At 64.3% G+C, this 25607-nt stretch carries 24 protein-coding genes; 13 read left to right on the top strand and 11 right to left on the bottom strand.

Going from position 1 to position 25607, the window contains the following annotated elements:
• Window positions 1-27 precede the first annotated feature (27 nt).
• From zwf to GRI32_RS08660, 6 genes are all read left to right on the top strand, one after another.
• Window positions 28-1458, top strand: coding sequence for a glucose-6-phosphate dehydrogenase (zwf, locus tag GRI32_RS08685; RefSeq protein WP_160591288.1), 1431 nt, complete (start codon window positions 28-30; stop codon window positions 1456-1458).
• Window positions 1451-3280: a phosphogluconate dehydratase gene (gene edd / locus GRI32_RS08680; protein WP_160591287.1), complete on the top strand. Its 1830-nt coding sequence runs from the start codon at window positions 1451-1453 to the stop codon at window positions 3278-3280. Before zwf ends, edd begins: the two co-directional genes overlap by 8 nt.
• A 23-nt stretch (window positions 3281-3303) precedes the next feature.
• A complete protein-coding gene (gene glk, locus GRI32_RS08675; RefSeq protein WP_160591286.1) occupies window positions 3304-4272 on the top strand; it encodes a glucokinase in 969 nt (322 codons plus the stop codon).
• Window positions 4269-4880, top strand: coding sequence for a bifunctional 4-hydroxy-2-oxoglutarate aldolase/2-dehydro-3-deoxy-phosphogluconate aldolase (eda, locus tag GRI32_RS08670; RefSeq protein WP_160591285.1), 612 nt, complete (start codon window positions 4269-4271; stop codon window positions 4878-4880). Before glk ends, eda begins: the two co-directional genes overlap by 4 nt.
• The gene (locus GRI32_RS08665; protein WP_160591284.1) at window positions 4877-7696 is read left to right on the top strand and encodes a phosphoenolpyruvate carboxylase; all 2820 of its coding nucleotides are present in this window, start codon (window positions 4877-4879) and stop codon (window positions 7694-7696) included. The genes eda and GRI32_RS08665 overlap by 4 nt, the downstream gene beginning before the upstream one ends.
• 101 nt (window positions 7697-7797) lie before the next feature.
• Window positions 7798-8517 carry a L,D-transpeptidase family protein gene (locus GRI32_RS08660; RefSeq protein ID WP_160591283.1) on the top strand — a complete coding sequence of 240 codons (720 nt, stop codon included), beginning with the start codon at window positions 7798-7800 and terminating at the stop codon, window positions 8515-8517.
• Window positions 8518-8550: 33 nt separating this feature from the next.
• Here GRI32_RS08660 and tilS read toward each other — a convergent pair whose 3' ends face one another.
• The 5 genes from tilS to GRI32_RS08635 form a co-directional block, all read right to left on the bottom strand.
• A complete protein-coding gene (gene tilS, locus GRI32_RS08655) occupies window positions 8551-9534 on the bottom strand; it encodes a tRNA lysidine(34) synthetase TilS (RefSeq protein WP_237437478.1) in 984 nt (327 codons plus the stop codon).
• The gene (locus tag GRI32_RS08650) at window positions 9497-10393 is read right to left on the bottom strand and encodes a tetratricopeptide repeat protein (RefSeq protein WP_237437477.1); all 897 of its coding nucleotides are present in this window, start codon (window positions 10391-10393) and stop codon (window positions 9497-9499) included. The genes tilS and GRI32_RS08650 overlap by 38 nt, the downstream gene beginning before the upstream one ends.
• Before the next feature lie 215 nt (window positions 10394-10608).
• Complete coding sequence (locus tag GRI32_RS08645; RefSeq protein WP_160591270.1) at window positions 10609-11448, bottom strand: helix-turn-helix domain-containing protein; 840 nt, start codon at window positions 11446-11448, stop codon at window positions 10609-10611.
• Window positions 11449-11547: 99 nt separating this feature from the next.
• Window positions 11548-13767 carry a phosphoenolpyruvate--protein phosphotransferase gene (gene ptsP / locus GRI32_RS08640; RefSeq protein ID WP_237437476.1) on the bottom strand — a complete coding sequence of 740 codons (2220 nt, stop codon included), beginning with the start codon at window positions 13765-13767 and terminating at the stop codon, window positions 11548-11550.
• 146 nt (window positions 13768-13913) lie between these two features.
• On the bottom strand, window positions 13914-14069 hold the full coding sequence (locus GRI32_RS08635) for a YdcH family protein (protein ID WP_160591266.1): 156 nt from the start codon (window positions 14067-14069) through the stop codon (window positions 13914-13916).
• Between the two features lie 248 nt (window positions 14070-14317).
• Here GRI32_RS08635 and GRI32_RS08630 point away from each other — a divergent pair, with 248 nt between their 5' ends.
• Both GRI32_RS08630 and GRI32_RS08625 read left to right on the top strand, forming a co-directional pair.
• Window positions 14318-14515, top strand: coding sequence for a YdcH family protein (locus GRI32_RS08630; protein ID WP_160591264.1), 198 nt, complete (start codon window positions 14318-14320; stop codon window positions 14513-14515).
• A gap of 129 nt (window positions 14516-14644) precedes the next feature.
• The gene (locus GRI32_RS08625) at window positions 14645-15112 is read left to right on the top strand and encodes a DUF1465 family protein (RefSeq protein ID WP_160591262.1); all 468 of its coding nucleotides are present in this window, start codon (window positions 14645-14647) and stop codon (window positions 15110-15112) included.
• Here GRI32_RS08625 and glpK read toward each other — a convergent pair whose 3' ends face one another.
• Window positions 15113-16597, bottom strand: a complete 1485-nt coding sequence (glpK, locus tag GRI32_RS08620) for a glycerol kinase GlpK (RefSeq protein WP_160591260.1) — start codon at window positions 16595-16597, stop codon at window positions 15113-15115. It abuts the gene before it with no gap.
• A 26-nt stretch (window positions 16598-16623) separates the two neighbouring features.
• On the opposite strand from glpK, the gene GRI32_RS08615 reads away from it, so the two are divergent.
• The 4 genes from GRI32_RS08615 to GRI32_RS08600 all read left to right on the top strand — a co-directional run bounded on the left by GRI32_RS08615 (window position 16624) and on the right by GRI32_RS08600 (window position 20920).
• Window positions 16624-17529 (top strand): MBL fold metallo-hydrolase, encoded by a 906-nt coding sequence (locus GRI32_RS08615; protein WP_160591754.1) that lies wholly within the window; start codon window positions 16624-16626, stop codon window positions 17527-17529.
• A gap of 65 nt (window positions 17530-17594) precedes the next feature.
• Window positions 17595-18590 carry a quinolinate synthase NadA gene (nadA, locus tag GRI32_RS08610; RefSeq protein ID WP_160591258.1) on the top strand — a complete coding sequence of 332 codons (996 nt, stop codon included), beginning with the start codon at window positions 17595-17597 and terminating at the stop codon, window positions 18588-18590.
• Window positions 18591-18647: 57 nt separating this feature from the next.
• Window positions 18648-19976, top strand: coding sequence for a DUF2254 domain-containing protein (locus tag GRI32_RS08605; protein ID WP_160591256.1), 1329 nt, complete (start codon window positions 18648-18650; stop codon window positions 19974-19976).
• Between the two features lie 59 nt (window positions 19977-20035).
• Window positions 20036-20920: an HpcH/HpaI aldolase/citrate lyase family protein gene (locus GRI32_RS08600; protein WP_160591254.1), complete on the top strand. Its 885-nt coding sequence runs from the start codon at window positions 20036-20038 to the stop codon at window positions 20918-20920.
• 82 nt (window positions 20921-21002) lie between these two features.
• On the opposite strand, the gene GRI32_RS08595 is transcribed toward GRI32_RS08600, so the two are convergent.
• The 3 genes from GRI32_RS08595 to lipB all read right to left on the bottom strand — a co-directional run bounded on the left by GRI32_RS08595 (window position 21003) and on the right by lipB (window position 23430).
• Window positions 21003-22256, bottom strand: coding sequence for an MFS transporter (locus GRI32_RS08595; RefSeq protein ID WP_160591252.1), 1254 nt, complete (start codon window positions 22254-22256; stop codon window positions 21003-21005).
• 100 nt (window positions 22257-22356) lie between these two features.
• On the bottom strand, window positions 22357-22644 hold the full coding sequence (locus GRI32_RS08590; RefSeq protein ID WP_160591251.1) for a hypothetical protein: 288 nt from the start codon (window positions 22642-22644) through the stop codon (window positions 22357-22359).
• A gap of 90 nt (window positions 22645-22734) precedes the next feature.
• Window positions 22735-23430: a lipoyl(octanoyl) transferase LipB gene (gene lipB, locus GRI32_RS08585; protein WP_202386006.1), complete on the bottom strand. Its 696-nt coding sequence runs from the start codon at window positions 23428-23430 to the stop codon at window positions 22735-22737.
• A gap of 87 nt (window positions 23431-23517) precedes the next feature.
• On the opposite strand from lipB, the gene GRI32_RS08580 reads away from it, so the two are divergent.
• Window positions 23518-24339, top strand: a complete 822-nt coding sequence (locus GRI32_RS08580) for an EscU/YscU/HrcU family type III secretion system export apparatus switch protein (protein ID WP_160591249.1) — start codon at window positions 23518-23520, stop codon at window positions 24337-24339.
• Window positions 24340-24405: 66 nt separating this feature from the next.
• On the opposite strand, the gene GRI32_RS08575 is transcribed toward GRI32_RS08580, so the two are convergent.
• Together GRI32_RS08575 and arsC are read right to left on the bottom strand one after the other, a co-directional pair.
• A complete protein-coding gene (locus GRI32_RS08575; RefSeq protein ID WP_160591247.1) occupies window positions 24406-25032 on the bottom strand; it encodes a class I SAM-dependent methyltransferase in 627 nt (208 codons plus the stop codon).
• A 149-nt stretch (window positions 25033-25181) separates the two neighbouring features.
• Window positions 25182-25526 (bottom strand): arsenate reductase (glutaredoxin), encoded by a 345-nt coding sequence (gene arsC / locus GRI32_RS08570; protein WP_160591245.1) that lies wholly within the window; start codon window positions 25524-25526, stop codon window positions 25182-25184.
• Window positions 25527-25607: the final 81 nt, after the last annotated feature.

Here is a 25607-nt window from a genome sequence, read left to right as displayed (position 1 = left end):
CTTCAAGCGCCACTGCGAGGAATGCGAATGACGTCGAAGGCACACACACTCCTGTTGTTCGGGGCAACGGGGGATTTGTCGCAGCGGATGTTGCTGCCCAGCCTTTGCGCCCTCCACACAGACGAGCTGATTGCCGAGGATCTGCGCATCGTGGGAACTGCGCGTTCTCCGATGACCGACCTGGAATTCCGCAACTTCGCCCGCGATGCGCTGGAAAAATACATGCCGGCCGAACGGCGCGGCCACATGGCCGATTTTCTGGGTCGACTGAGCTATCAGCAGCTGGATGTGACCAGCCCCGAAGGTTATGAGGAACTGGCCGCAAAGGTTGACGCGGGCGAGGATCTGGCGATCTTCCTGTCGACCGCGCCCAGCCTGTTCAAGCCCACCATCGAAGGCCTGCAAAAGGCCGGCCTGGCAGGCGAAGGCGCGCGCATCAGCCTGGAAAAGCCGCTGGGGTCGGACCTGGCATCGTCCTGCGCCATCAATGATGCGGTGGCTGCGGCCTTCCCCGAACGCCGCATCTTCCGCATCGATCACTATCTGGGCAAGGAGACGGTGCAGAACCTGCTGGCGCTGCGCTTTGCCAATCTGCTGTTCGAACCGCTTTGGCGCAGCCAGTATATCGACCACGTGCAGATCACCGTGGCCGAGACTGTCGGGCTGGAAAGCCGGGTCGATTTCTATGACGATGCCGGCGCGCTGCGCGACATGGTGCAGAACCACATGCTGCAATTGCTGGCGCTGGTGGCGATGGAGCCGCCGGGCAGTTTCGACGCCGATGCCGTGCGTGACGAGAAGGTGAAAGTGCTGCGCGCGCTGCGCCCTGTCAGCGCCGAGGAAAGCGTCACCGGCCAGTATCGCGGCGGAGCCAGCAGCGGTGCCATCGTGCCCGGCTATGACGAGGAACTGGGCCGCGACAGCAATACCGAGACCTTCGTTGCCCTCAAGGCCCATGTCGACAACTGGCGCTGGCGCGGCGTGCCGTTCTACCTGCGCACCGGCAAGCGCCTGCACAAGCGTGTGACGGAGATTCTGGTGCAGTTCCGCCAGGTGCCGCATTCGATCTTCCCCGATGCGCGGATGAAGGCCAACCAGCTGCTGATCGGCATTCAGCCGGAGGAGAACATCTCCATGACGCTGATGGCCAAGGTGCCGGGGCTGGAGGAAGAAGGCATGACCCTGCGCTCCGTCCCGCTGGATATCGCCATGCCCGATGCCTTCACCGGCAAGCACAAGCGCATCGCCTATGAACGGCTGCTGCTGGACCTGATCAACGGTGACCAGACGCTGTTCGTGCGCCGTGACGAGGTGGAGGCGCAGTGGCGCTGGGTCGATGCGATCCGCGCAACATGGGCCAAGGAAGGCGTCACGCCCAAGACCTATAACGCCGGAAGCTGGGGGCCAAGCGCCGCCATCGCATTGGCAGAACGCGACGGGGTAAGCTGGCATGAGTAATCTGCACCCCGCCGTGGAGCGGGTGACCGACCGCATCATCGAACGATCGCGCAAGGGCCGCACGGCCTATCTTGCGCTGATGGCGGAAGAGGGCGAGCGGCATAAGGATCGCAACACCTCCCTGCCCTGTTCCAACCTGGCGCACGGCTTTGCCGCTGCCGAGGAAGACAAGGCCAGCATCGCCACCCGCGCCGGGCCGAACATCGGCATCATCAGCGCCTATAATGACACCATCAGCGCGCATCAGCCTTACGGCGCCTATCCGCCCCGGCTGAAGATCTATGCCCGCGAAGCAGGGGCCACGGCGCAGGTGGCCGGCGCCACGCCCGCCATGTGTGACGGCGTGACGCAGGGTGCAGACGGCATGGAACTGTCGCTGTTCAGCCGCGATGTGATCGCGCTGGCGGCGGGCGTGGGCCTGTCTCACAACATGTATGATGCGGTGGCGCTGCTGGGTATTTGCGACAAGATCGTGCCCGGCCTGCTGATGGGCAGCTTGCGCTTTGGCTGGCTGCCGGCCATGTTCATTCCGTCAGGTCCGATGGCCAGCGGCCTTGCCAACAAGGAAAAGCAGCGCGTGCGCCAGCTCTATGCCGAGGGCAAGGTGGGCCGCGCCGAATTGCTGGAGAGCGAGAGCAAGAGCTACCACTCGCCCGGCACATGCACCTTCTATGGCACCGCCAATTCCAACCAGATGATGATGGAGCTGATGGGCCTGCACATGCCCGGCGCCGCTTTCGTGCAGCCCGGAACGCAGCTGCGGCAGGAACTGGACCGCGCCGCCATGCACCGGCTGTCCGCCATAACCTGCGATGGCAATGATTACCGCCCCTTGAGCGCCTGCGTGGATGAAAAGGCCATCGTCAACGCTGCCGTGGGCCTGCTGGCAACCGGCGGATCGACCAATCACGCGATCCACATTCCCGCTGTTGCGCGCGCTGCCGGGATCATCATCGACTGGTCCGACATGGCCGAGCTGAGCCATGCCGTGCCGCTGCTCGCCCGCGTCTATCCCAATGGCTCCGGCGATGTGAACCACTTCCACGCCGCAGGCGGGATCGGCTTCGTGATCCGCGAACTGGTGGCAGCAGGGCTGGCGCACAAGGACATATTGACCGTAGGCGGCTATGACCTGGGCGATTACGCGCGTGAGCCGTGGCTGGACAATGGCCAGCTGGAATGGCGCGATATCGATGGCAGCGGAGACGCCGACATGCTGCGCCCCGCCGCCGATCCGTTCCAGGCTGATGGCGGCATGCGGCTGGTGGAAGGCAACCTTGGCCGTGCCTGTTTCAAGACCAGCGCGGTGGACAAATCCCGCTGGACCATCGAAGCGCCATGCCGCGTCTTCAGTGACCAGAAGGCGGTGGCCGATGCCTTCACCGCAGGCGAGCTGGACCGTGACGTGGTGGTGGTGATGCGCTTTCAGGGTCCGCGCGCCAACGGCATGCCCGAACTCCATGCGCTGACACCTCCGCTCGGCGTGTTGCAGGACAAGGGCTACAAGGTGGCGCTGGTGACAGATGGCCGCATGTCGGGCGCATCGGGCAAGGTCCCCGCCGCGATCCATTGCAGCCCCGAAGCGCTGGCGGACAAGGATGGCAACAGCGGGCCGCTGTCGCTGCTTCAGGATGGTGACCTGGTGAGGCTGTGCGCCACCACCGGCACGCTTTCGACCACCGCAGACCTTTCCGCCCGCACGCCGGCCACCGCGCCGCCAGCGGCCAGCGGCACGGGACGCGAGATCTTCGCCATGTTCCGCGTCGGCGCGGATGAGGCGGAAAAGGGCGGCAGCGCCATGCTCGCCGCGGCGGGCCTGTAATGACAGCTGGAGGGGAGAGCGCGATGGAACTGGTAACCGTGGATATTGGCGGCACCCATGCGCGCTTTGCCATTGCCGGCGTGGCAGCAGACCGCAGCATCACCATGGGTGAGCCGATCACCCTCAAGACATCCGATTACGCCAGTCTGAAAACCGCGTGGGAGGCGTTTGAAAGCCAGTATGGCCAGGTTCTGCCACGCCGCGCGGCCATCGCCATTGCCGGGCCGGTAACGGGCGAGACGGTGCGCATGACCAACAACAGCTGGGTGCTGCACACCGGCGCTCTGGACGAGCAGCTGGATATCGATGCGGTCAGCGTGATGAATGATTTTGCCGCCGTGGCCCATGCCGTGGCGCATGCTCCCGAAGATCAGCTGCTGCATGTCACCGGCCCCAAAGGCCCGCTGCCGGGCAAGGGCACGATCAGCGTGATCGGCCCCGGCACCGGCCTTGGCGTGGCGCAGTTCTACCGCAATGGCGGCACCTATCACGTGCAGGCGACCGAGGGCGGCCATATCGATTTCGCCGCGATCGATGCGCTGGATGATGCGCTTATGGCCAAGCTGCGCAGCGCCCACCGCCGCGTTTCGACAGAGCGGATCAATTCCGGCCCCGGCATCGTGCATATTTACGAAGCGCTGGCGGCACTGGAAAAGCGCAGCATCCAGCCGCTGGAAGACCGCGAAATCTGGCAGGCGGCCTTTTCCGGCAAAGACAGCCTGGCGGTGGCGGCAATGGACCGCTTCTGCCTCAACCTGGGCAGCGTGGCGGGCGATTATGCGCTTGCCCACGGTGCCTGCGGCGTGGTGCTGGCAGGCGGGCTGGGATACCGGATGCGCGACATATTGCCCAAATCAGGCTTTGGCGAACGCTTCCGCTTCAAGGGCCGCTATGAAGGATTGATGGCATCAATCCCGGTCAAGTTGATCACTCACCCGCAGCCCGGCCTGTATGGCGCCGCCGCTGCCTTTGCATCGGAGCACGGCGTATGAGCGCGATTGAAAAGATAATGCGCACCGCGCCGGTGATCCCGGTGCTGGTGATCGACGATGTCGCCGATGCCCGCCCGATTGCGCAGGCGCTGGTGGCAGGCGGGCTCAAGGTGCTGGAAGTGACCCTGCGCACACCCGCCGCGCTCGATGTGATCCGCCGCATGAACCTGGTGCCCGGCGCGATTGTGGGTGCAGGCACTGTCACCAACAAGGAAGAGCTGGAGGCGGCGCTGTCCGCCGGGGCCGAGTTCATCGTCTCTCCCGGCCTGACGGAGCCATTGGGCAGGGCCGCGATCCGCGCGGGCGTGCCGTTCCTTCCCGGCATCGCCAATGCCGGCGATATCATGCGCGGGATGGACATGGGGCTGCACCATTTCAAATTCTTCCCGGCCACGGCGGCTGGCGGCATTCCGGCACTGAAGGCGCTCGCCGCGCCCTTCCACCAGTGCAAGTTCTGCCCCACCGGCGGCATTACCGAAGCAACCGCGCCAGACTGGCTGGCGGTCGATCCGGTGCTGTGCGTGGGCGGAAGCTGGGTGGTGCCCAAGGGCGCCAGTCCGGCAGAAATAGAGGTTCTGGCCCGTCAGGCGGCAGACCTGCCACGATGAAAACGGTCGCACAGCTCACCCGCCGCCTGCAGGAAAACCATCTTCGCACAGAAGAGACCCCGCTTTTCAATCCCGTCTTCCAGCTCTCGCTCGACCTGTCGCGCCTGCTGGAAAGCGGCGAGCTGACGCTGGACGAGTGCGCGGCGATGATTGACGATCTGGAGTGCGAGGCTTTGGGCCACCGCGCGCACCGGCTGCACACGATGGTCGCCCCGGTGGCCGAGGCTGACAATGTGCAACACATATTGGACAGCTGCACCGAGGCTGACTTTGCCGCCTTCCGCAATCACTGGGAAAGCCCGCAATTGCATGCGGTGTTCACCGCCCATCCCACCTTCCTGCTGACCCCCGGTCAGTCTGACGCGGTGGCGCAGGCCGCAGGCAGTGAGACGGCGGTGGACCCGTCCGTGGTGGGGCAGGAACGGCCGCAGATCACGCTGGCTTTCGAACACATGCGGGCGATGCGCGCCATCGCTCACGCGCAGGGCGCGCGCGACACCATCGTCAAGACGCTGCTGACCCATGCGCAGGCGACATGGCCGGACAAATGGCATGATCTGGCCCCTCTGCCGTTCCGCTTCGCCAGCTGGGTCGGCTATGACATGGATGGGCGCACCGATATCAGCTGGTCCAATTCAATTGGCTTCCGCCTGTCCGAAAAGGCCGAGCGGCTGGCGCTCTATTGCACCGCGCTGGAAGCTATCGACCCCGCGCACCGCCTGCTGGGCGAGCTGCGCCCCGCCGCCGATTTTGCCAGCGACCGCGCCGTCGATTTCACCGCCGACCTGACCGATCCCGCGGCATTGTCGCTCGCTGCCAACCGCCTGACCGCCAGCGATCCGCGCAAGATGCTTAGCCTCAAGCCGATCATCGCCGCGCTGGAAGCAGAGGCGCGCGAGGCGGATGCCGACCGCGCGCTGCAACTCAAGACGCTGGCCGCATCGATGTGCGCAGACGGGCTGGGCATGGGCTGGATTCACTTCCGCGTGAACGCCAAGCAGCTCAACAATGCGATCCGCCGCAAGCTGGACCCCACCGGCGGGATCGACCTGTCGAGCAAGGGCGCGATTGTCCATATCCGCCGCGCGATCGAGAATGTGAAGCCGCTGCGCTCCAACTTCGGGGCGCTGGCCATTGAAAGCAGCACGGCGATCCGCCAGTTCCTGGCGATGGCGCAGATCCTTGGCCATGTGGACGCCGATGCGCCGATCCGCATGCTGATCGCCGAATGCGAGGACCCGGCAACCATCCTTGCCGCGCTCTATTTCGCCAAATTGTTCGGGATTGAAGGCAAGGTCGATATCTCGCCGCTGTTCGAAACCGAAAGCGCGCTGGAACACGGCGGACGCTTTCTGGACGAGCTGCTGGCAGAGGATATCTACCGCACTTATGCCAAGCGGCGCGGGCGCGTGTCGATCCAGGCCGGATTCTCCGATGCCGGGCGGTTCGTGGGGCAAATCCCCGCCAGCCTGGCGATTGAGCGGCTGCAGGGGCGGCTGGCGCAGGCGATGGCCGCCAATGGCATGGAAGACACCGCCGCGCTGATCTTCAACACGCATGGTGAAAGCATGGGCCGCGGTGCCCACCCATCATCGCTGGAAGACCGGCTGACATGGCCGCTGAGCCCATGGGCCAAGCGCCGCTTTGCCCGCGCCGGCATCATGCTGGAGCCGGAAGTCAGCTTTCAGGGCGGCGATGGCTATCTGTGGTTTTCCACTCCGCAGATCGCGCTGGCCACGCTGACGCGGATCGCCAATATCCGCCCGGCATTCACCGATCCCGATGCGCCGCGCGATATCTTTTACCAGCGCACCGATCTCAGCCTCGATTTCTACCGCGCCATTCGCGATCATCAGCATGAGCATCTGGAAAGCCGCACCTATGCCCGCGCGGTCACCGCATTCGGGCTGGGCCTGCTCAACCCCACCGGCAGCCGGGTGAGCCGCCGCCAGAGCGATATCAACGCCGACCGCGAGATGAGCCTGCGGCAGATCCGCGCCATTCCGCACAACGCCATCTTGCAGCAGATCGGCTATCCGGTGAACGTGATCGCGGGCGTGGGCCACGCGGCGGAGGGCCATTACGAGGATATGGCCGCCCTCCTGCGTGACAGTGAGCGCGGCCGGCAGCTGGTGCGGCTGGTGCGCGCATCCAACGCGCTGGCCAGCGTCAAGACCGTGGCTGCTTACGGCGAATTGTTCAATTCCGCCTATTGGGCCAGCCGCCCCTATCGCGGGACCGAAAGCCACCTTTCCGCCCCGTGCGAGGCATTGTCCGAATATCTGGGCAAGGATGACCGGGTCGGCGTTTTCCGCCGCCTCGCCAGCCGGTTGCGCGTGGATGCGCTGAAGCTGCACCGCCTGCTGGAATTGCTGCCGGATGATCACACGGCCCAGGACACGGCCCAGGACACGGCCCAGGACACGGCCCAGGACACGGCGGATGACCGCGAGGACCTGCGCCGCTCCATCGGCGTGTTGCAGGCGCTGCGGCTGGCACTGCTGCAATATATGTTCATCCGCGCGGTATCGGTGCCGGTGTTCAGCCGCGCCAATGATGTCAGCCGGGACGATGTGCTGGAAATGGTCTTCACACTGCGGATAGACGATGCGCTGGCGCAATTGCGCCGTGCCTATCCCACCAGCTTTCCCAGCATCGATGATTTCAGACTGGATGAACCGACCGATTATCCCGAAGGCGAAGACCACGGGTATGAGGCGATCCGCAGCCAGTTCATCGACCCGATAGAAACCGCCTATGCGCTGACCCTGCGCATCTCCACCGCCATCGCCAATAATTTCGGCGCGCATGGTTAAGCGTTCGTAAGCGTTAGGAAGGCCGCGCCCGCGCGTCTCTTTTCGGGACTGGCCGGGCGCCGCCACTGGATTTCTGCGGGATTGTGGGCATTATGGCGCGCATGACATCGCTGGCTAAATGGATTGGCGGATCGACGCTGGTGGTGCTGATGCTGATCGGCACCATGATATTTGCCGGCAATGCGCTGGAAGCGCGCGCCGATGGTGACAGCGCCGCCCGCCTTTCCGCCGAGAATGTGCTGGCCAGCGAACCATCCGCCATCGATCTTTCGCTGGACGAGCGGACCGACAGCCTGCCCGAATATGTGGCCGATCCGGTGGTGCAGGAAGTGCCCGCCTATGATGCGGACAACCCCTTCGTGATCAAGCGCATCCTGCCGATCAACGGCCCGATCCGCTATGGCGAATGGCATTGGGACGATGCCGGTGTGCCCGATGGACCGCTGGTGGTGACGGTGGATTTGCAGGCGCGGGTCATCTCCGTGTTCCGCAATGGTTATGAGATCGGCGCCGCCGCGGCCCTGCTGGGGACGGACGAACATCCCACGCCGGTGGGCACATTCCCGATCCTGACCAAGGAACGCCACAATGTGTCCGAGAAATACGGCAATGCGCCCATGCCGTGGACGCTGCGGCTGACGTGGGATGGCGTGGCCATCCACGGCGGCTCCACCGTCCAGCTGGGCTATGCCAGCCACGGCTGCATCGGCGTGCCGGATGAATTCGTCAGCCGTCTGTATGCGATTGCCAAGGTTGGCGATCAGGTGATCATCACCAACGGCCAGACCGCCACCATCGGTACGGCGCTCGCATCCAACTGAGGCGCTTCCAACTGAGGCGCCGTGAACTGAGGCCTAGCCGGTCCTGCGCGGCGGTTCGGGGCGGAATATCCACAGGCCGTCCTCCGTAGTGGCCAGCACCCCGCCGATATTGCCGCCTTCCCCGCGCTCCAGCCGGTCATGCAGGCGCGCCACATCGCTGCCGCGCGGTGAACCGCCCATCCCCGTGATGATCCGTTCGATCACCCGCAGCGCGATGGCGCGATCGGGTGGCGGAACCAGTTCCGCGCCATCGCCCGTCTTTGTCAGATAATCGCGCACGGCGCGGTTGGTGATGGTCTCCAGCGCCTCATCAGCCTCCGCCAGAAAAGCGGCGGAGCGGGCCATCGCCAGCGGATCGATCCAGTCCGCGTCGGCCAGCGCCTTGCGGATGCGCACGCGGTCGAACCGGTCAGCCGCATTGCTGGGATCATGCGCTACCTCAATGCCCGCCGCCTCGATCACGGTGGCCAGTTCCGCCCGGCGGAATTGCAGCAAGGGCCGGATCACAGGGACATCAAGACCCGCCATCCACACATATTCGCGCACGCCTGCCAGCCCGGCCACGCCGCTGCCCCGGTTGAGCCGCATCAGCAACGTTTCAGCCTGATCGTCGGCATGGTGCGCGGTGGCGATGGCGGCAAGGCCGCGCTGCGCCGCCCATTGCCCCAGCGCGGCATAGCGCGCCGCGCGCGCCTGTTGCTGAAGATTGCCGCCGCTGACCTGAACCTTCAGCGTGGCACAGGCAATGCCGCGCGCTTCACAGGCTGCAACCACCAGCGCGCATTCGTCCGCTGCCTGTGCCCGCAGTCCGTGATCGACGGTGGCGACTTCAAACGCACCGGGGATGGCGGCATGGGCCAGCAGCAGCATGGCCATGGAATCAGGGCCACCGGATACGGCCAGACCGATCCTGTCACCGTCCGGATTCAGCCTGTCTGCCGCCTCCGCGAACCGTTCAACCAGTTGCGGAGGCACGCCGTCAGTTGGCGCAGTCGACACGGCCCCTGTTCGCATCATACTGGGCCTGCAACCGGCCCGTGGCGAGCGCGGGATAGGTATCGCCAAATTCCGCCAGGGCGATGCAGGCGCGGCTGGTATCGCCCAGCGCGATCATGCTCTCAGCCAGATACAGCAGGCTGTCCGGCGCGCGGGCGGCCTGCTTGTCGGACTGGTAATTCTCAAAGAAATGCGTGGCCGCGCGGCGCGCATCGCCTGCATCCAGAAACGCCCGGCCCAGCAAATTGCGGCCATAGGTGGTGCGCCAGTGATCGGGATAGCGTTCCACGAACAGCGCCAGCTGCTGCTGCGCTTCGGGATAGAACTTGGCGTCCCACAGGCGGAAGCCATAGGTGTATTCATCGTCGCCCGCATCATCGGTGGCGGGCTTGGTAATGGCCTGCACCCCGGCCAGCCGTTCCGGCGTGGGACCGGCCGCGGCGGTTGTCGCCGCAGTCGCTGCTGCCGATGCCGGTTGCTGGGGCTGGTCGGCTGAGGCCAGCGCTGCTGGCTGATCCGCCGGCCTGTCCGCCGGCATATTGATCACACCGGTGGGCTGCTGCGCCAGCGCGGCGCGCTCCTCCATCGCCACGATCCGCGCTTCCAGCAGGGAAAGCGCATTGTCATTCACCTCGGTCGAAGCGGTCAGCCGCGTCAGTTGCGCTTCAATCGCATCGAGCCGAACCAGCATGTCGGTCAGCGCGGTGCCGGACGTGGTGCCCGGCTGGCGAACCTGGCTCTGGCCGGGAGCGGCAGTGATTTCCGGCTCGAAAAAGCGCTCATCGCCGCCGGGAAAGACCACCCGCTGCAAGGCGCGCAATTGCGTCTCTATGCGGTTTATGCGGTCATCCACCTGCGCCTGTGCGGCGCCGGGAACCATGCCCACAACAAACCCCGCCGCCACCAGCGCGGCGCAAGTCGCCCTCAGCCTAGAAAACCTGCCTGCCATCAAAACCATGCCTTTTCCCCAAGAGGTTCGGTGCCCGTGTCATCATGTGTGTATGATCGTGTCGGGCAGTATAGAACATTAACCAAGCCGCCGTCACCCGCCGGGGGCCACAATCCACGGCGCAGATCAGCTGTCGGGGCGATCACTTATTGCGCTGTTGCCGGGTCCGCCTGCGCAGCGCTGGCGGCAGGCTGGCTGCGCGCCATCAGCGATGCGCCGTCCACCGCCACATCGCGCATCGTCACCAGACCATCGGCCAGCCGCGGTATCGCGCGGCCACCCACGGTGATCGACAAGGCATCGGGCCGGCCAGTCCACAATTGCGGACCTCTGGCATCGGCGGGAACCGTATAGCTTTCACCCAGCGCCATTTCCTTTTCCATCAGCCGCTGGTTGTCCTGATCGTAGAACCGCACCCACACACCGTCTTCGGTGGCGGTGAAGACGACCGCGCCCGCAGGATTGGCAGGCTGCTGGCTGGCATCGCGATCGGCTGCGGCAAGCGCGGCAGCCTCCGCCTCCTCCGCCTGCTGCTGCTGGACCAGCGAGGGCAGTTCGACAGCGGGAGAGAAATATATCCGCGCGACAAAATACAGGCCCGCCACCAGCAGCACCACTGCGAACAGCGAGAACCACGCCAGCCGCCCCGAGGGGGCGCGGGCCGGATCGCCCGGCTCGAAAGTGGCGCGGCGATCTTCCATATCGGGACTGAACGCACCCAGTTCGGCGCGCACCATGGCGGCCACGTCACCCTGATCCAGCCCCACCACCTTGGCCATGTTGCGGGCAAAGCCCACCGCATAGGTGCGACCCGGCAAGGCACCGAAGTCGCCCGCCTCGATCGCGGCGATGAAGCGCTGCGAGATGCGGGTGTTGGCGGCAACCTGTTCGATCGTCAGCCCCAGTTTCTCCCGCGCAACGCGCAGCTGCGGGCCAACGCCGCGCGGAGTGAGCGATTCTTCAGGCATCTCGATCTGATCGGTCATTGTTGCTCCGGCACAGCTGCCGGTCCTTGTGCAAACCCAGTATTCACCATCAATGAAGCGCCAGTATGACAAGTCAAGGATGCAGGCGGGCCGGTGCTGCTATTCCACCTCGATTTCGTGCGCTTCAGCCCATTCGAGCAAAGCGGCACGCATATTTTCCGGCGGATTGGCCAGCCAGCCGGCCATCGCCTCGCCGATTTCCCTGGTATCGACCTTGCGGATCAGTTCCTTGATCGGCCCCACCGCAGCCGGGGTGATCGACAGGCGGCGAATGCCGATACCGATCAGCGCCAGCGCTTCCAGCCGCCGTCCGCCCATTTCCCCGCACACGCCCAGGTCCACCGGGTGGCCGGTACAGCCCAGCACCACCCGGCGCAGGAAGCGCAGGATAGACGGGCTGAGCCAGTCGTACCGCTCCGCCAGCATCGGATTGGCCCGGTCGGCCGCGAACAGGAACTGCGTCAGGTCATTGGTGCCGATTGAGATGAACGACACCTTGGGCAGCAGCAGATCGAGGCATTCGGCCAGCGACGGCACTTCCAGCATCACCCCATAGCGGATGACGCTGGGCAATTTGTGCTTGTGCTTCTTGAGGAATTCCAGCTGGCCTTCGAACACCGCCTTGGCGGCATCGAATTCCCACACTTCGGAAACCATCGGGAACATCACGTTCAGCTCATACCCGGCAGCGCCTTCCAGCAATGCGCGGGCCTGCACTTTCATCAGGCCTTCACGCTCCAGCGCCAGCCGCAGTGCGCGCCAGCCCATCGCCGGGTTTTCATCCTGGCGCGATGTCTCGCTGGCGAGATAGGGCAGCGACTTGTCCCCGCCGATATCCACCGTGCGGAAGATCACCTTCTTGGAGCCAGCAGTTTCCAGCACATCGCGGTAGAGCCGCGTCTGGCGATCGCGCTGCGGCAGGGCGGCGGACACCAGAAACTGGAACTCGGTCCGGTACAGGCCGATCCCGTCCGCGCCCGAAACGGCGAGCATGGCCACATCATCGCGCAGGCCGGCGTTCATCATCACTTCGATGCGCGTACCGTCGCGGGTGAAGGGTTCGATATCGCGCATGGCGGCATAGGCGGCCTTGCGCTCCTGCTTTTGCGCGAAACGGGCCTCGAACGCGCTCAGCACGCCTTGCCCGGGGCGCACGGTGACCTGCGCTGCATCGCCATCCACCAGCACCAGATCGCCTTCGCGGATCAGCGCGCGGACATTGCGCACGCGGCCAATCACCGGAATGCCCATGGCCCGCGCCACGATCACCACATGCGCGGTGAGCGAGCCTTCCTGCAGCACCACGCCTTTCAGCCGGCGCCGGTCATATTCCAGCAATTCCGCCGGGCCGAGATTCTTGGCGATCAGGATCGAATCGCCGTGCAGGCCCATGGTCGCAGCCGTTCCCAGCTGGCCCGAGACAATGCGGATCAGCCGGTTCGCCAGATCTTCCAGATCGTGCATGCGTTCGGCCAGCAGCGGATCGGAAATCTCCCGCATGCGCATGCGGGTGCGTTGCTGCACGCGCTCGATCGCTGCCTCCGCCGTCAGGCCGCTGTCGATCGCCTCATTGATGCGGCGCGACCAGCCTTCGTCATAGGCGAACATCTTGTAAGTCTCGAGCACCTGTTCCTGCTCGCCGCCAACGCCAAATTCGGCCTGGCCTGTCATGTGGTCGATCTGCTCGCGCATCTTGTCGAAGGCGAGATAGACGCGCTGGCGCTCGGCCTCGGTATCCTCGGCCACGGTATGTTCGATGTTGACGCGCGGCTGGTGGAACACGGCCTTGCCGAAGGCCAGCCCCTTCACCAGCCTCAGCCCTTCGAGGACCAGCTGGCCGCTGTGCGATTCGGGCCGCTCTCCCAGCATCTCGCCATCCACCAGGCCGGCATTGTGGATCAGTTCGGCCAGCACCATCGCCACCGTCTGCAGCGCCTCGATCTCCACCTCTTCATACTTGCGCTTGTCGACATGCTGCACGGTCAGCACGCCCACGGCGCGTTCCCGCCGCACGATCGGCACGCCGGCAAAGGAGTGGAATTTTTCCTCACCCGTTTCGGGGCGATACTGGAATTCGGGATGGGTCGCTGCCTCATCCAGGTTGAGCGTTTCGATATTCTCGGCAATCGTGCCGGTCAGGCCTTCGCCCACGCCCAGCCGGGTGACGTGGACCGCGCTCTGGTTAAGGCCGCGGGTGGCATAAAGCTCCAGCATGCCTTCGCGCAGCAGATAGATCGAGCACACCTCGCTATCGAGCGCTTCGCCGATGACATCGACGATCCGGTTGAGCTTGGCCTGCACATGCGTACGCGCAGCCATAACCTCATGTAATTGGGTGAGGATCGATCTGGCGGCAGCGGCGGCTCCTTGCATAAGTTCCGCCTATAGCATTATTGCCGCTTTGAAAATGTTACCGGTGCATGGCCGCAACAAATCTTGCGGCCCACACCGGCCTCATCACCAGCTCAGTGGTGCGAAATCTCTTCCTTCAGCCTGAGCTTCTGTTTCTTGAGAGACTGGACCTTCACCATGTCAGGAGCCGGCCTGTTCAGTTCCGCCTTCAGGCGCTGATCGAGACCATTATGTTTTTGCTGGAGAGCAGTGACATGCGAGGATTCCATTGGCGTTCTCCTGTCGCTAGGGGCCATGCAGGCAGCAGGCCCGAAAGTCGTACCTTTACGCGACTCGCAGGCTGTCTGGGAGCCGCGCAATTGTCATCAAAACACAGAAGTCCTAGATCGGCAAATGGCAGACGGGCCGACACGCCCAGTTGCCGCGAAAGCAAGGCCGGTCGTGTGGCCGGTGGGATCAGCATGGCTACAATTATCAACACAGGCATCAACATGGTGACAGGCAGGGGATCGGCGCATTGACCGAAGAGGAACTGCGCAAAAGGCTGACGGCGCTGCGTGTGGAGCACCGCGATCTGGATGCGGCCATCGATGCGCTGACGTCCACCGGCGGGCCTGACCAGTTGCAGGTGGCGCGGCTGAAAAAGCGCAAACTGCTGCTGAAAGACCAGATCGCCATGGTCGAGGATTATTTGACGCCCGATATCATCGCCTGACCGGCAACAGTCCGAAATCCTGGCCCGGCAAACGCACAAACCGTTTCTGTGCGGGACAGATGCCACGCAAGCTGTGAATTGGCGGCGGCGGCTCTGGCGTGGCCGCGCGCTTCCAGCTAGCCAAGCGTGATGGCCGCACCCGCCGATATCAGCCCCACGATCGTGGAGACGCTTTACCGCGATGCACTGGACCTGGCAGACGAGACGCGCGCCGCGTTCGACCTGTCGGGCCGACTTGACCAGGTCAGCAGCGATGAGGATCTGGCGCGCATTGCGCTTTCCTGCGAGGCCCTGCGCACCACCACGCGGATGATGCATGCGATTGCCTGGCTGCTGAACCACCGCGCTTTCTTTGCCGGCGAGCTGAGCGAATTCCAGCTGCGCCGCCACGGCCGCCTGCCCCCTGCGCAGTCAGATGGCGACCCGCAGCAGCTGATCATGCTCGATCCCGAATTGCGCCAGCTGGTGGATCGCACCAAGCGTTTCTATGACCGGATTGCCCGGCTGGATCGCGCCTGGCGCGACCATTTCGCCATGCAACCCGCCGCCGTCCACCGCCTGCGCGAGCGCCTCGGCAACGCCGTCCAGCGGCTCTGATCACATCCTGGCGATGGCTTCGGCCCAGTCGCCAAGACGTTTTTGCCGGTCCGGGCCGTGCATCTGCGGGGCGAAGCGGCTGGACTCGCCAATCATCGCAGCGGCGGCCTGATCCAGCGCGGGGTGAATACCTGCCCCCACTGCGGCCAGCATCGCGGCACCCAGCGCGGTGGTTTCCACAAGATGCGGGCGCTCCACGGGCAGGTCCAGCAAATTGGCGATATCCTGCACCATCCAGCTGTTGGCGGACATGCCGCCATCGACCCTCAACCTGCTCCACGGCGCGCCATCGGCCGCGAAAGCCTGCGCCAGGTCGCGCGTCTGGTGCGCCATCGCCTCCAGCGCGGCCCTGGCGATATGCGCCTTGCCGGCGGAAAAGCTGAGGCCGGTGATCGTGGCCCTTGCATCGGGCAGCCAGTGGGGCGCACCAAGGCCTGACAGGGCGGGAACCACCACCACGCCGCCATTGTCCTCTACCGATCGCGCCAGCTCCTCCGTCTCCGCTGCGGAACTGATCAGCCCCAGCGTGTCACGCAGATATTTGATCAGCGATCCGGCCACGAACACCGATCCTTCCAGCGCATAATGCCGCTCCCCGCCGATCTGGTAGAGCACGGTGCCGAGCAGGCGGTTGGCCGATTGCGGAATGTCGCGCCCCTTGTTGGCGAGCACGAAGGCGCCCGTGCCATAGGTCGCCTTGGTATCGCCGGGGGACAGACACCCCTGCCCGATGGTGGCCGCCTGCTGATCGCCCGCCATCCCGCAAATGGGGATCGCACCGCCCAGCAGTCCGGGCGCGGTCACGCCCAGCTGGCCTGCGTTGTCCACCACGTCTGGCAGGGCGGAGCGCGGCACGCCGAAGGCATCGCACAGGCCTTCATCAAAGCCCGCCCCGTCCAGCGCCAGCAATAATGTGCGGCTGGCGTTGGAGGCATCGGAGATATGCCGGCCACCCTTGGAGCCGCCCGTCAGCTTGTATGTCAGCCAGCTTTCCACCGTGCCCAAGGCCAGCGTTCCGGCCTGCGCGGCGGCGGCCACGGCAGGCTCATTATCCAGCAGCCAGCGCATCTTGGTGGCGGAGAAATAGGGATCGAGCAGCAGGCCGGTCTGCGCGCGGATGGCATCCTCCAGCGCGGCCTCGCGCATCGCCTCGCACATGCTGGCGGTGCGGCGGTCCTGCCACACGATGGCGCGCGCATAAGGCTCGCCCGTCTGCCGGTCCCACGCCACCACGGTTTCGCGCTGGTTGGTGATGCCGATGGCGGCGATCCGGTCCGCCCCGCCCGCCTTGGCCACCATCTCGCGCGCGCAGGCCAGAGTCCTGTCCCAGATCTCGCCCGCATCGTGCTCAACCCAGCCGGAACGCGGATAATGTTGCGTCAGGTCTGCCTGCGCCACGCCGTGCTGCGCGCCGTCTGCACCAAACAGCATGGCGCGGGTGGAGGTGGTTCCCTCATCCAGCACCAGGATCAGGCGATCGGTCATTGGCAATCCTCTCTCTCGTGCCCCATATGCCCGCCATGACACTCCCCCCGCAACCCTGGCCGACCGGCAAATGTGAGCAGCTGGAGCCGCTGGTGCGGCGCGTGCTGGCCGCCAATGGCTCGACCTTCACCTACACCGGCACGCAGACCTATCTGGTGGGAACGGATGACGAGCTGGTGGTGATCGATCCCGGTCCCGCCGATGGCGATCATATCCAGGCGCTGCTAGGCGCGATTGGCGAGGGGCAGGTGCTGGCCATCGCCTGCACCCACACCCACCGCGACCATTCGCCCGCCGCCGCCCCGCTGGCCGAGGCGACCGGCGCGCCGATCATCGGCTGCGCGGCGCTGGCGATAGAGAGCGACGCGCCGCGCGTGGATGCTCCGTTCGACAAGCTCTATGCGCCCGATCTGGTACTTGCTGATGGCGAGCGTATCTGCGCCACCGGCTGGACGCTGACCGCCATTGCCACGCCGGGCCACACCTCCAACCACCTGTGCTATGCGCTGGACGTAGAGGGATCGGACGAGGAGAGCGGCGCGCTGTTCACCGGCGATCACGTGATGGGCTGGTCCACCAGCGTGGTGGTCCCGCCCGACGGCGACATGGCCGATTACATGGCCAGCCTGATGAAACTGTATGAGCGCGAGGACCGCATCTATTACCCCGCACACGGCCCGGCGGTGGAAAATCCGCGCCAGCTGGTGCGCGGCATGTTCGGCCACCGCAAACAGCGCGAACGGCAGATCATCCGCCTGCTTGAGGAGGAGGCACGCCCCATCGCAGCGCTGGTTCCGGTGATGTACAAGGGCGTGGACGAGAAGCTGTGGCCCGCCGCATCGCAGAGCGTCCATGCCCATCTGATTGAGCTGGAACGGCGCGGCGAGGTGGCCAGATCGGGTGAAAGCTGGTCCCCGATCGCTGGCAGATAATGCAATTTTCCGTGAGCGCGCTATATCGTTCAGATACGGCCCGTTTCTGGCAATGAAGAGGTAACATGAGCGCCCACGCAAATATCCCCGCAGGCACGGACCTGCTTGAAGAGATCAACCGCCTGCGCAAGGAGCGCAATGCGGTGATCCTGGCGCATTATTACCAGCGGCCGGAGCTGCAGGACCTTGCCGATTTTGTCGGTGACTCGCTGGAACTGAGCAAGAAAGCGGCGGAGACCGACGCCGATGTCATTGCCTTTTGCGGCGTGAAATTCATGGCCGAGACCGCCAAGATCCTTTCGCCGGAAAAGATCGTGGTGCTGCCCGACATGGAAGCCGGCTGTTCGCTGGAAGATTCCTGCCCGCCGGAGAAATTCGCGGCCTTTCGGGAACGTCACCCCGATCATATCGCGCTGACCTACATCAACTGCTCGACCGAGGTGAAGGCGCTGAGCGACGTGATCGTCACCAGTTCCAGCGCGGAAACCATCCTGTCGCAGATCCCCAGGGACCAGAAGATCATTTTCGGCCCGGATCGCCACCTTGGCGGCTATCTCAACCGCAAGTTTGACCGCGACATGCTGCTGTGGCCCGGCGTGTGCATCGTGCATGAGGCTTTCAGCGAGCGTGAACTGATGAAGCTGATGCAGGCCAATCCCGGAGCGCCAGTGGCCGCGCATCCCGAATGCCCGCCCAACATCATCGACCATGCCGATTATGTCGGTTCGACCAGCGGCATCCTCAATTTCGCCAAGACCTTCCCCGGCGACACGCTGATCGTGGCGACAGAGCCGCATATCATCCACCAGATGGAAAAGGCGATCCCGGAAAAGACCTTCCTTGGTGCGCCGGGCGCGGACGGCAACTGCAACTGCAACATCTGCCCCTACATGGCGCTCAACACGATGGAGAAGCTGTACCTGTGCCTGCGCGATCTGGAGCCGCGCATCGAGATCGAGGAACAGCTGCGGCTGGATGCCAAGAGGAGCCTGGACAAGATGCTGGAAATGGCCGCGGGCACCGTGGGCAAGGGCGATCTGGGTAATCCAAGCGGGGATTGACCGTGATGGTTGCACTGCTCACCGCAACCATCCCGCCGCCCGCGCGTTACCTTTCACATGACAGCACAAATCCGATGGTTCTGGGCGCGGCTTAACGCCAATTACTGGTTCTATCCGGCGCTGTTTTCGATCATCGGTGCGGCGCTGGCCCTTGCGCTGATCTATCTTGACCGGAATGGCTTTGCCGCGTGGGTCAATGACCTGAGCTGGATCACGCCTGCGCGGCCAGATGGCGCGTCCAACATGCTGACGGTGATCGCCGGATCGATGATCGCGGTTGCCTCCACCGTGTTTTCCATCACCATCGTCGCGGTCAGCTATGCCAGCGGCACTTATGGCCCGCGCCTGCTGACCAATTTCATGGAGGACAAGGGCAACCAGCTTTCGCTCGCCACCTTCATCGGCACATTCGTCTATTCCATCACCGTGCTGCGCACCATCCGCGGCGAGGATGAGAGCGCGGCCAGTGCCGCCGATGCCGCCTCCACCGCCCTGCCCGGCTTTGTGCCGCAACTCTCGCTGCTGGTCGCCTATGCGCTGATGGCCCTTTCGATCGCGGTGCTGGTCTATTTCCTCAACCACGTGCCATCGGGCATTCGCATCAACAATGTGCTGAAAGGCATCGGCCAGCGGCTGATCGAGGGCATTGAGGAGACCTATCCCGATCCGGGCGGCGAGGATGACGGGCAGGACCGGCCCCAGGGCAAGGCCATCCTGGCGCACAGGCCCGGCTATGTGCAGCTGATCGAGTTTACCGAGTTGGCAGCCATCGGCGCGAAGGAGGACTGCGATATCATCTTGCGGGTGCGCACCGGCGATTTCGTGCATCCGGGGATGGCGCTGCTGCAGGTGAGCGGCTGCGATGACACCGATGCAATCAGGCAGGCCCTGCTCGACAACTTCACACTGGGCGCATCGCGCACGCCCGAACAGGACCCGCAATTCCTGATCGATGAGCTGGTGGAGATCGGCCTGCGCGCGCTGTCCCCCGGCATCAACGATCCCTTCACCGCCATCACCGCGCTGCACTGGCTGGGCGCGGCAACGTCCGAGCTGGGCTGCCGCAGGCTGACCAAGTTGATCTGTCCGGATGATGACGGATCATGCCGGGTCCACCCGCTGCCCGATGATTTTGCCCATTATGTTGCGCGCGGGTTTGGCGCGATCCGCAGCGCCGTGGCCACCAACCCGATTGCCGCCAAGGTCATGCTGGACACGCTGCGCAATGCAGCCGCCCCGATCAGGGACCTGAAAAGGATTGCCATTCTGCACCGCGAGGGCGTGTTGTTGCGCGATCAGGCACGGCTGTCTCTGGGCGGCCCGGACCTGGCCGAAGTGGAAGAGAGATTTACAAGCTTTAACCGCGCCGTTTCATCAAGCCCTTAGGCTTTGCTGCCATGTGCACGGCTGATACAATCGGCCCATCACGGGTCAGGAGAGCTTGGATGAAGATGCGAAGCTGGCTGTTCGTGCCAGGTGATAGCGAGAAGAAGCTGGCCAAGGTCGCCTCTGCGGGCGCCGATGTGGTCATCGTCGATCTGGAAGATGCGGTTGCGCCGCATGCCAAGGTGGCCGCGCGCGGCATGGCGCAGCAATGGCTGTCCGCGCACCGCCGGCAGGTGACATCGGGCGATGGGTTTCAGCGCTGGGTGCGGATCAACCCGCTGGACGGGAACCTGTGGCGCGACGATCTGGCCGCTGTCCTGCCCGGCCATCCTGACGGAATCATGGTGCCAAAGGCGATGGGGCCTGAGCAGTTGCGGATGCTGGCGGCAGAGCTTTACGAGATCGAGCAGCGCAGCGGCATTGCCCCCAATGCCACCCGCATCCTGCCGCTGGTGAGCGAGACCGCCCGCGCCAGCCTGTCCATCGCCGATTATGCAAGTGACACATTGCCCCGGCTTGCCGGGCTGACCTGGGGCGCAGAGGACCTGTCCGCCGCCATCGGCGCATCACGCAAGCGCGATGCTGACGGGGCGTGGACAGACCTGTTCCGCATGGTCCGGTCCATGGTGCTGCTGGCCGCCCATGCGCGCGGGGTGGCCGCGATAGACACGCTGCATGCCGATTTCAGGGATCTGGACGGCCTGAAGACGATTGCCGCAAACAGCTTTGCCGACGGATTTTGCGGCATGCTGGCCATCCATCCCGATCAGGTGCCGATCATCAATGAGGCGTTCTGGCCCGGCAAGGCGCAGATTGCCGAGGCGCAGGCGATTGTCGATGCCTTTGCCGCCAGTCCGGGCGCAGGGGCGCTGCAACTGGAAGGGCGGATGATCGACCAGCCGCATCTGGCACAGGCACGCCGCCTGCTGGAAAGCGTGCGCTAGGGCCAGCCACCGGCACCGCGCGGCGGGCGCGCCTTCACCAGAAGGCAACGCCCGCCGATACGGTGATTACTCCAGACCCGTCTTATTCCAGTCCCGTCTTGCGCGGTGCCGTTTCCTTCAGGAACAGGGCGATGAAGAAGCCCACGATCAGGCTGGCGATGGCAAAGGTAAACACGTGCTGGATGCCGCTGGACCCGGCGATCTGCCCGGCAATGACCGGCGCCACGCCGCCGCCGAATATCTCACCCGCACCGATCACCAGACCGGCCACCGATGCCACCATCCCCAGCGGAGCTGCCTCTGCCGCAACCGGCCCGGCCAGAATGGCCAGGGCGGAGAAGTTGAACAGCGCGGCGAAGAACAGCAGCCAGAACAGGGTGGAAAGGCTTTCCGCTCCCGCCTGCGTGAACAGATAGGTGAACACCGCCGCCAGTATATAGGAGATCAGGATGGTCACCTTGCGGCCGATGAAATCGGACAGGGTCGGCATGGCAAACTGGCCGATGCAGCCGCCAAAGCCGATGGCCGCAGTCACAATGCCCATGTCCTGCAACGACAGCTGCAGATAGTCTGTCAGGTAATTGGGCATCATTGCGCCCATCACGAACACGCCGCCCATCGCGCACATCAGCGTGAACATCGCCAATGGCACGTTGCGGTGCTTGAACAGATCGGGAATGCTGGGCCGCACCACCGGGGCCGCAGCTGGCTCACCCGGTGCCGCCTTGCCGGCGGCCACATGATGGGCAGGTTCGCGAATCACGAAGAACATGGCCGCAGCCATGATCAGGCCGGGAATACCCACCAGCATGAACACCGTGCGCCAGTCCGTTACCAGCAGCAGCTGGGTGGCGATGATCGGTCCGATGGCATTGCCGAACAGCGAGATCATGCACTGGAAGATGCCGTTGTTCATGCCGCGCCGCTTGGGATGCGATGCTTCCACCGCCACGGCCACGCCGGTGGAGGCCACCGGCCCTTCGGCCAGGCCCATGATGGCGCGGATGATCAGCAGGCCCACCAGTCCGCCCGCCATGCCGCTGAGCGCGGACATCAGCGAGAAGATGATGACCGCAGGGATCAGGACCTTGCGCCGCCCCACCCGGTCCGACAGGAAGCCCATGGCAAAGGCGGATATGCCCCAGAACACGGCAAGGATGCCGACCAGATTGCCCAGATCCTCATAAGTGAGGCCCAGTTCATCCATGAATGCCGGAAACAGGACTGGCAGGATGAAGCGATCCAGACCCACCAGCCCGAAGGTCAGGCTCAGGATCAGGATGATCTTCCACTCGTAGCTGGTATCCCAGCCTTCGGTCTTCTTGTCGGTTTGCATGATTCCCCCCTTATTGTCTTTTGCAATAATGGCGGGTGATAGCACCACCCGGGGAAGCGCGCGTGGGAAAAACGTCGGTCCGGAAAAACCCGGCTGAGCTTTACTCCGGTTCAGGCGGTGCGGGCGCGGCTTCGGGCTCCGCCGCCTCACCCGTGTCATCCGCCGATGGTTCGGCATCGCCTTCATCTGCGGCAGCGGTCGGGGCACCGCTCGCGGGTACTTCCTGCAAATGCGGTGCCTGCGATTGCAGCTGGTCGAGCGGGATCATCTCATCGCTGATCGATCCTTCGAGCACTTCGCCCGAAGCCTCACGTCCGTCGCTTTCCTGAACCGCATCGGGATCATCACTGCAGGCAGCCAGCAGCAGGACGGGGCCGCACAGGGTCAAACACCGGGTCAAACACCGGGTCAAAAACCGGGCCGAACGCTGGGCCGAACGCTGGGCAATACGGGTCACGCGCAATTGTTTCACTCCGGTTCAATCAGGCCAGGATGGCTGATGATCGCTGATGGCGGCCAGGAATTCGCCGCTGCGTCGCTGCAATGCCTCATCCCACTCCCCCGGTGCAAGCGTGATGCCCAGCCTGTCCATGCTGGTGACGCCATATTCGGCAATTCCGCACGGCACGATGCCGGTAAAATGCGTCAGGTCGGGGGACAGGTTGACGGCGAAGCCATGCATCGTGACCCAGCGCCGCACGCGCACGCCAATCGCCCCGATCTTCGCCTCGGTCCCGTCAATGTCGGTGGTCCAGATGCCGATCCTGTCGGGCACTGCCCACGCCTCCACCCCGAAATCGCCCAGCGTGGCGATAACCCAGTTCTCCAGCCCGTGGACGAAGCGGCGCACGTCCTTGCCGCGCTTGGCCAGATCCAGCAGCACATAGCCCACCCGCTGCCCCGGCCCGTGATAGGTATGGCGCCCGCCGCGCCCGGTCTCCACCACCTCGAAGCGCGGATCGAGCACTTCGGCGGCATCGGCGCTGGTCCCGGCGGTATAGACCGGCGGATGCTCCAGCAGCCAGATCAGTTCGCGCTCGCCGCCGGCATGGATCGCCTCATTGCGCGCCTGCTGCACGGCCAGCGCCTCACGATAGGGCACCGCTGTGTGGCTGGTGCGCCATTCGATCGGGCCAGCGGGCGGATGCGTATCGGGATCGGGCAATTGGGCCATTGTCTCTGGGCCATTTTCTTTGGGAGATTGCGTGGAGGGTGCTTTGGCGGTTATCACATGCGCCGACAAGGGGAGAGGAATAGCGCCATGAAATTCGATATGAGCAAGGCCTGGAGCGAGGCGACCAGCATGATCGGGGCAAATCGTGAGGTTCTGGCGATTGTGGCGGGCCTGTTCTTCTTCCTGCCTGGGGTGATTCTCTCGCTGACCACACCCGATTTTCCGCCGCTCGAATCCGTTGATGAGGCCGCCATCGCCCGGTTCACCGGTGTGGTGCAGGCATTCTATGCCGATTACTGGTGGCTGGTGCTGATCAGCTTCATGGCCCAGCTGGTGGGATATCTGTCGCTGCTGGCGCTGCTGCGCGATGACAGCCATCCCACTGTAGGTGCGGCGATCCAGACCGGGATCAAGGGCATTCTGCCCGCACTGGGGACCTATCTGCTGTTCGTGATCGGCGCCACTCTGGCGCTGACGCTGCTGATCGGCGTCTCAGCGGCAAGCGGTATTGGCGTGCTGATAGGCCTGGCATCGCTGATCGGCGTGGTCGGGATGATTTATGTTTCGGTCAAATTCTCGCTGGCAGCGCCGGTGATCGCGATCGACCGGGTTTCCAATCCCATCCGCGTGCTGCAGCGCAGCTGGCAGCTGACCAAGGGCAACAGCGTGCGTATCTTTGCCTTCTTCGCGCTGATCATCGTCGCCTATATCGTCCTGGCCTTGGTCATTGGCATGATCGTGGGAGCGTTGGGCGCGCTGACATCCGGCGGGGTGCTGAGCACGGTGCTGACGGTGATATCGTCGCTGGTCGGCGCCGCGGTCACGGTTCTGTTCGTGGCGGTTCTGGCAGCCATCCACCGGCAATTGTCCGGTCCGTCCACCAGCGCGCTGAACCAGACTTTTGGGTAATCAGCCGGGCGGCTGAGGGATTGGCCGGGGCGGCACTCTGCCCCTCCGTCTGGCCCTCGCCAGCTGTCAGTCCTGCCAGCCCCAGGCGAGCACGCAGGGCGGGATATTGGCCCACACGTAACCCGATTCCACCCGCGGGAAATAGCGCGCGGTAAGATCGCGGGCAGAGCCGGTGTACTGGTATGTCAGGAACGCTCCGCCCTTGCGGATCACGCGGGCAGTGGCCGCTGCAATGGCCGGGCCCACGCCTTCGGGCAGGGTGGAAAAGGGCAGGCCGGAGAGCACGTAATCGGCCCGTTCATGGCCGATGGAGCGGACGATGTCCTCCACATCCTCTGCCGATCCCAGCACGGCGTGAAAGCGGCTGTCGGTGATCGTGCGGCGCAGGTAATCGATGAACATCGGGTTGGTGTCGATCACCAGCAATTCCCCGTCGCGCGGCAGGCGGTCGAGCACGGGCTGGCAGAACGTGCCCACGCCCGGACCATATTCGACGAACAGCTTGCAGCGCTGCCAGTCCACCGGATCCAGCATCGCCTTCACCGTCATGGGGGAAGACGGCATGATCGCGCCGACCATGCGCGGATTGTCCATGAAGCCGCGAAAGAACACGCCAGCCGGTCCAAAAGAGCGCTTCAACCTGTTCAGCAGACGCGGAATTCCGCGCTGCTCGGCCAATTCATTGCCATTCATTGAAAAATTTCATGCCCCCAGCTCAGCCGACACGACATGACGCGCCTTTCAGGATTATCGATCCAGTCGCAAAATTGTCCGGCTTTTGCAACTTTCAGGTCGCAAATTGGTCTCGCATGGCGAATTTCGCAAGGGGTTGGGATGCCGGCCTAGAGGATTTCTTCCAGCCGTTCCGGCGGACGGCACAGGCGCACGCCCTTTTCGGTTTCCACCAGCGGACGTTCTATCAGCGCGGGATCGGCGGCCATCGCATCCAGAACCGTGTCTGCATCGGCGCCGGGCAGTCCGCGTTCCCTGGCGTCAGTTCCGCCCAGCCGCAATCCCTCAGCCGGAGACATGCCGGCATCGCGGTAGAGCTGAGCCAGCTTTTCCCGGCCTGGCGGTTGCTTGAGATATTCCACCACTTCGATGTCGATATCGCCCGCATCGCGCAGGATTTGCAGCGCCTGGCGTGATTTGCTGCAACGCGGATTGTGCCAGATGGTGGCCTTCATCGGCTCGAACTCCCCTTCGAATTGTAGCCACGAGGCCTAGCCCGGCACAAAAATTTGGCCAAGGCCCAGTTTTCTATTGCG

Origin of the sequence: Alteraurantiacibacter aestuarii (assembly GCF_009827405.1) — a bacterium.
Lineage (GTDB): Bacteria > Pseudomonadota > Alphaproteobacteria > Sphingomonadales > Sphingomonadaceae > Alteraurantiacibacter > Alteraurantiacibacter aestuarii.
The sequence above is the reverse complement of the archived record's forward strand: the minus strand, read 5'-3'. Positions and strand labels throughout refer to the sequence as shown.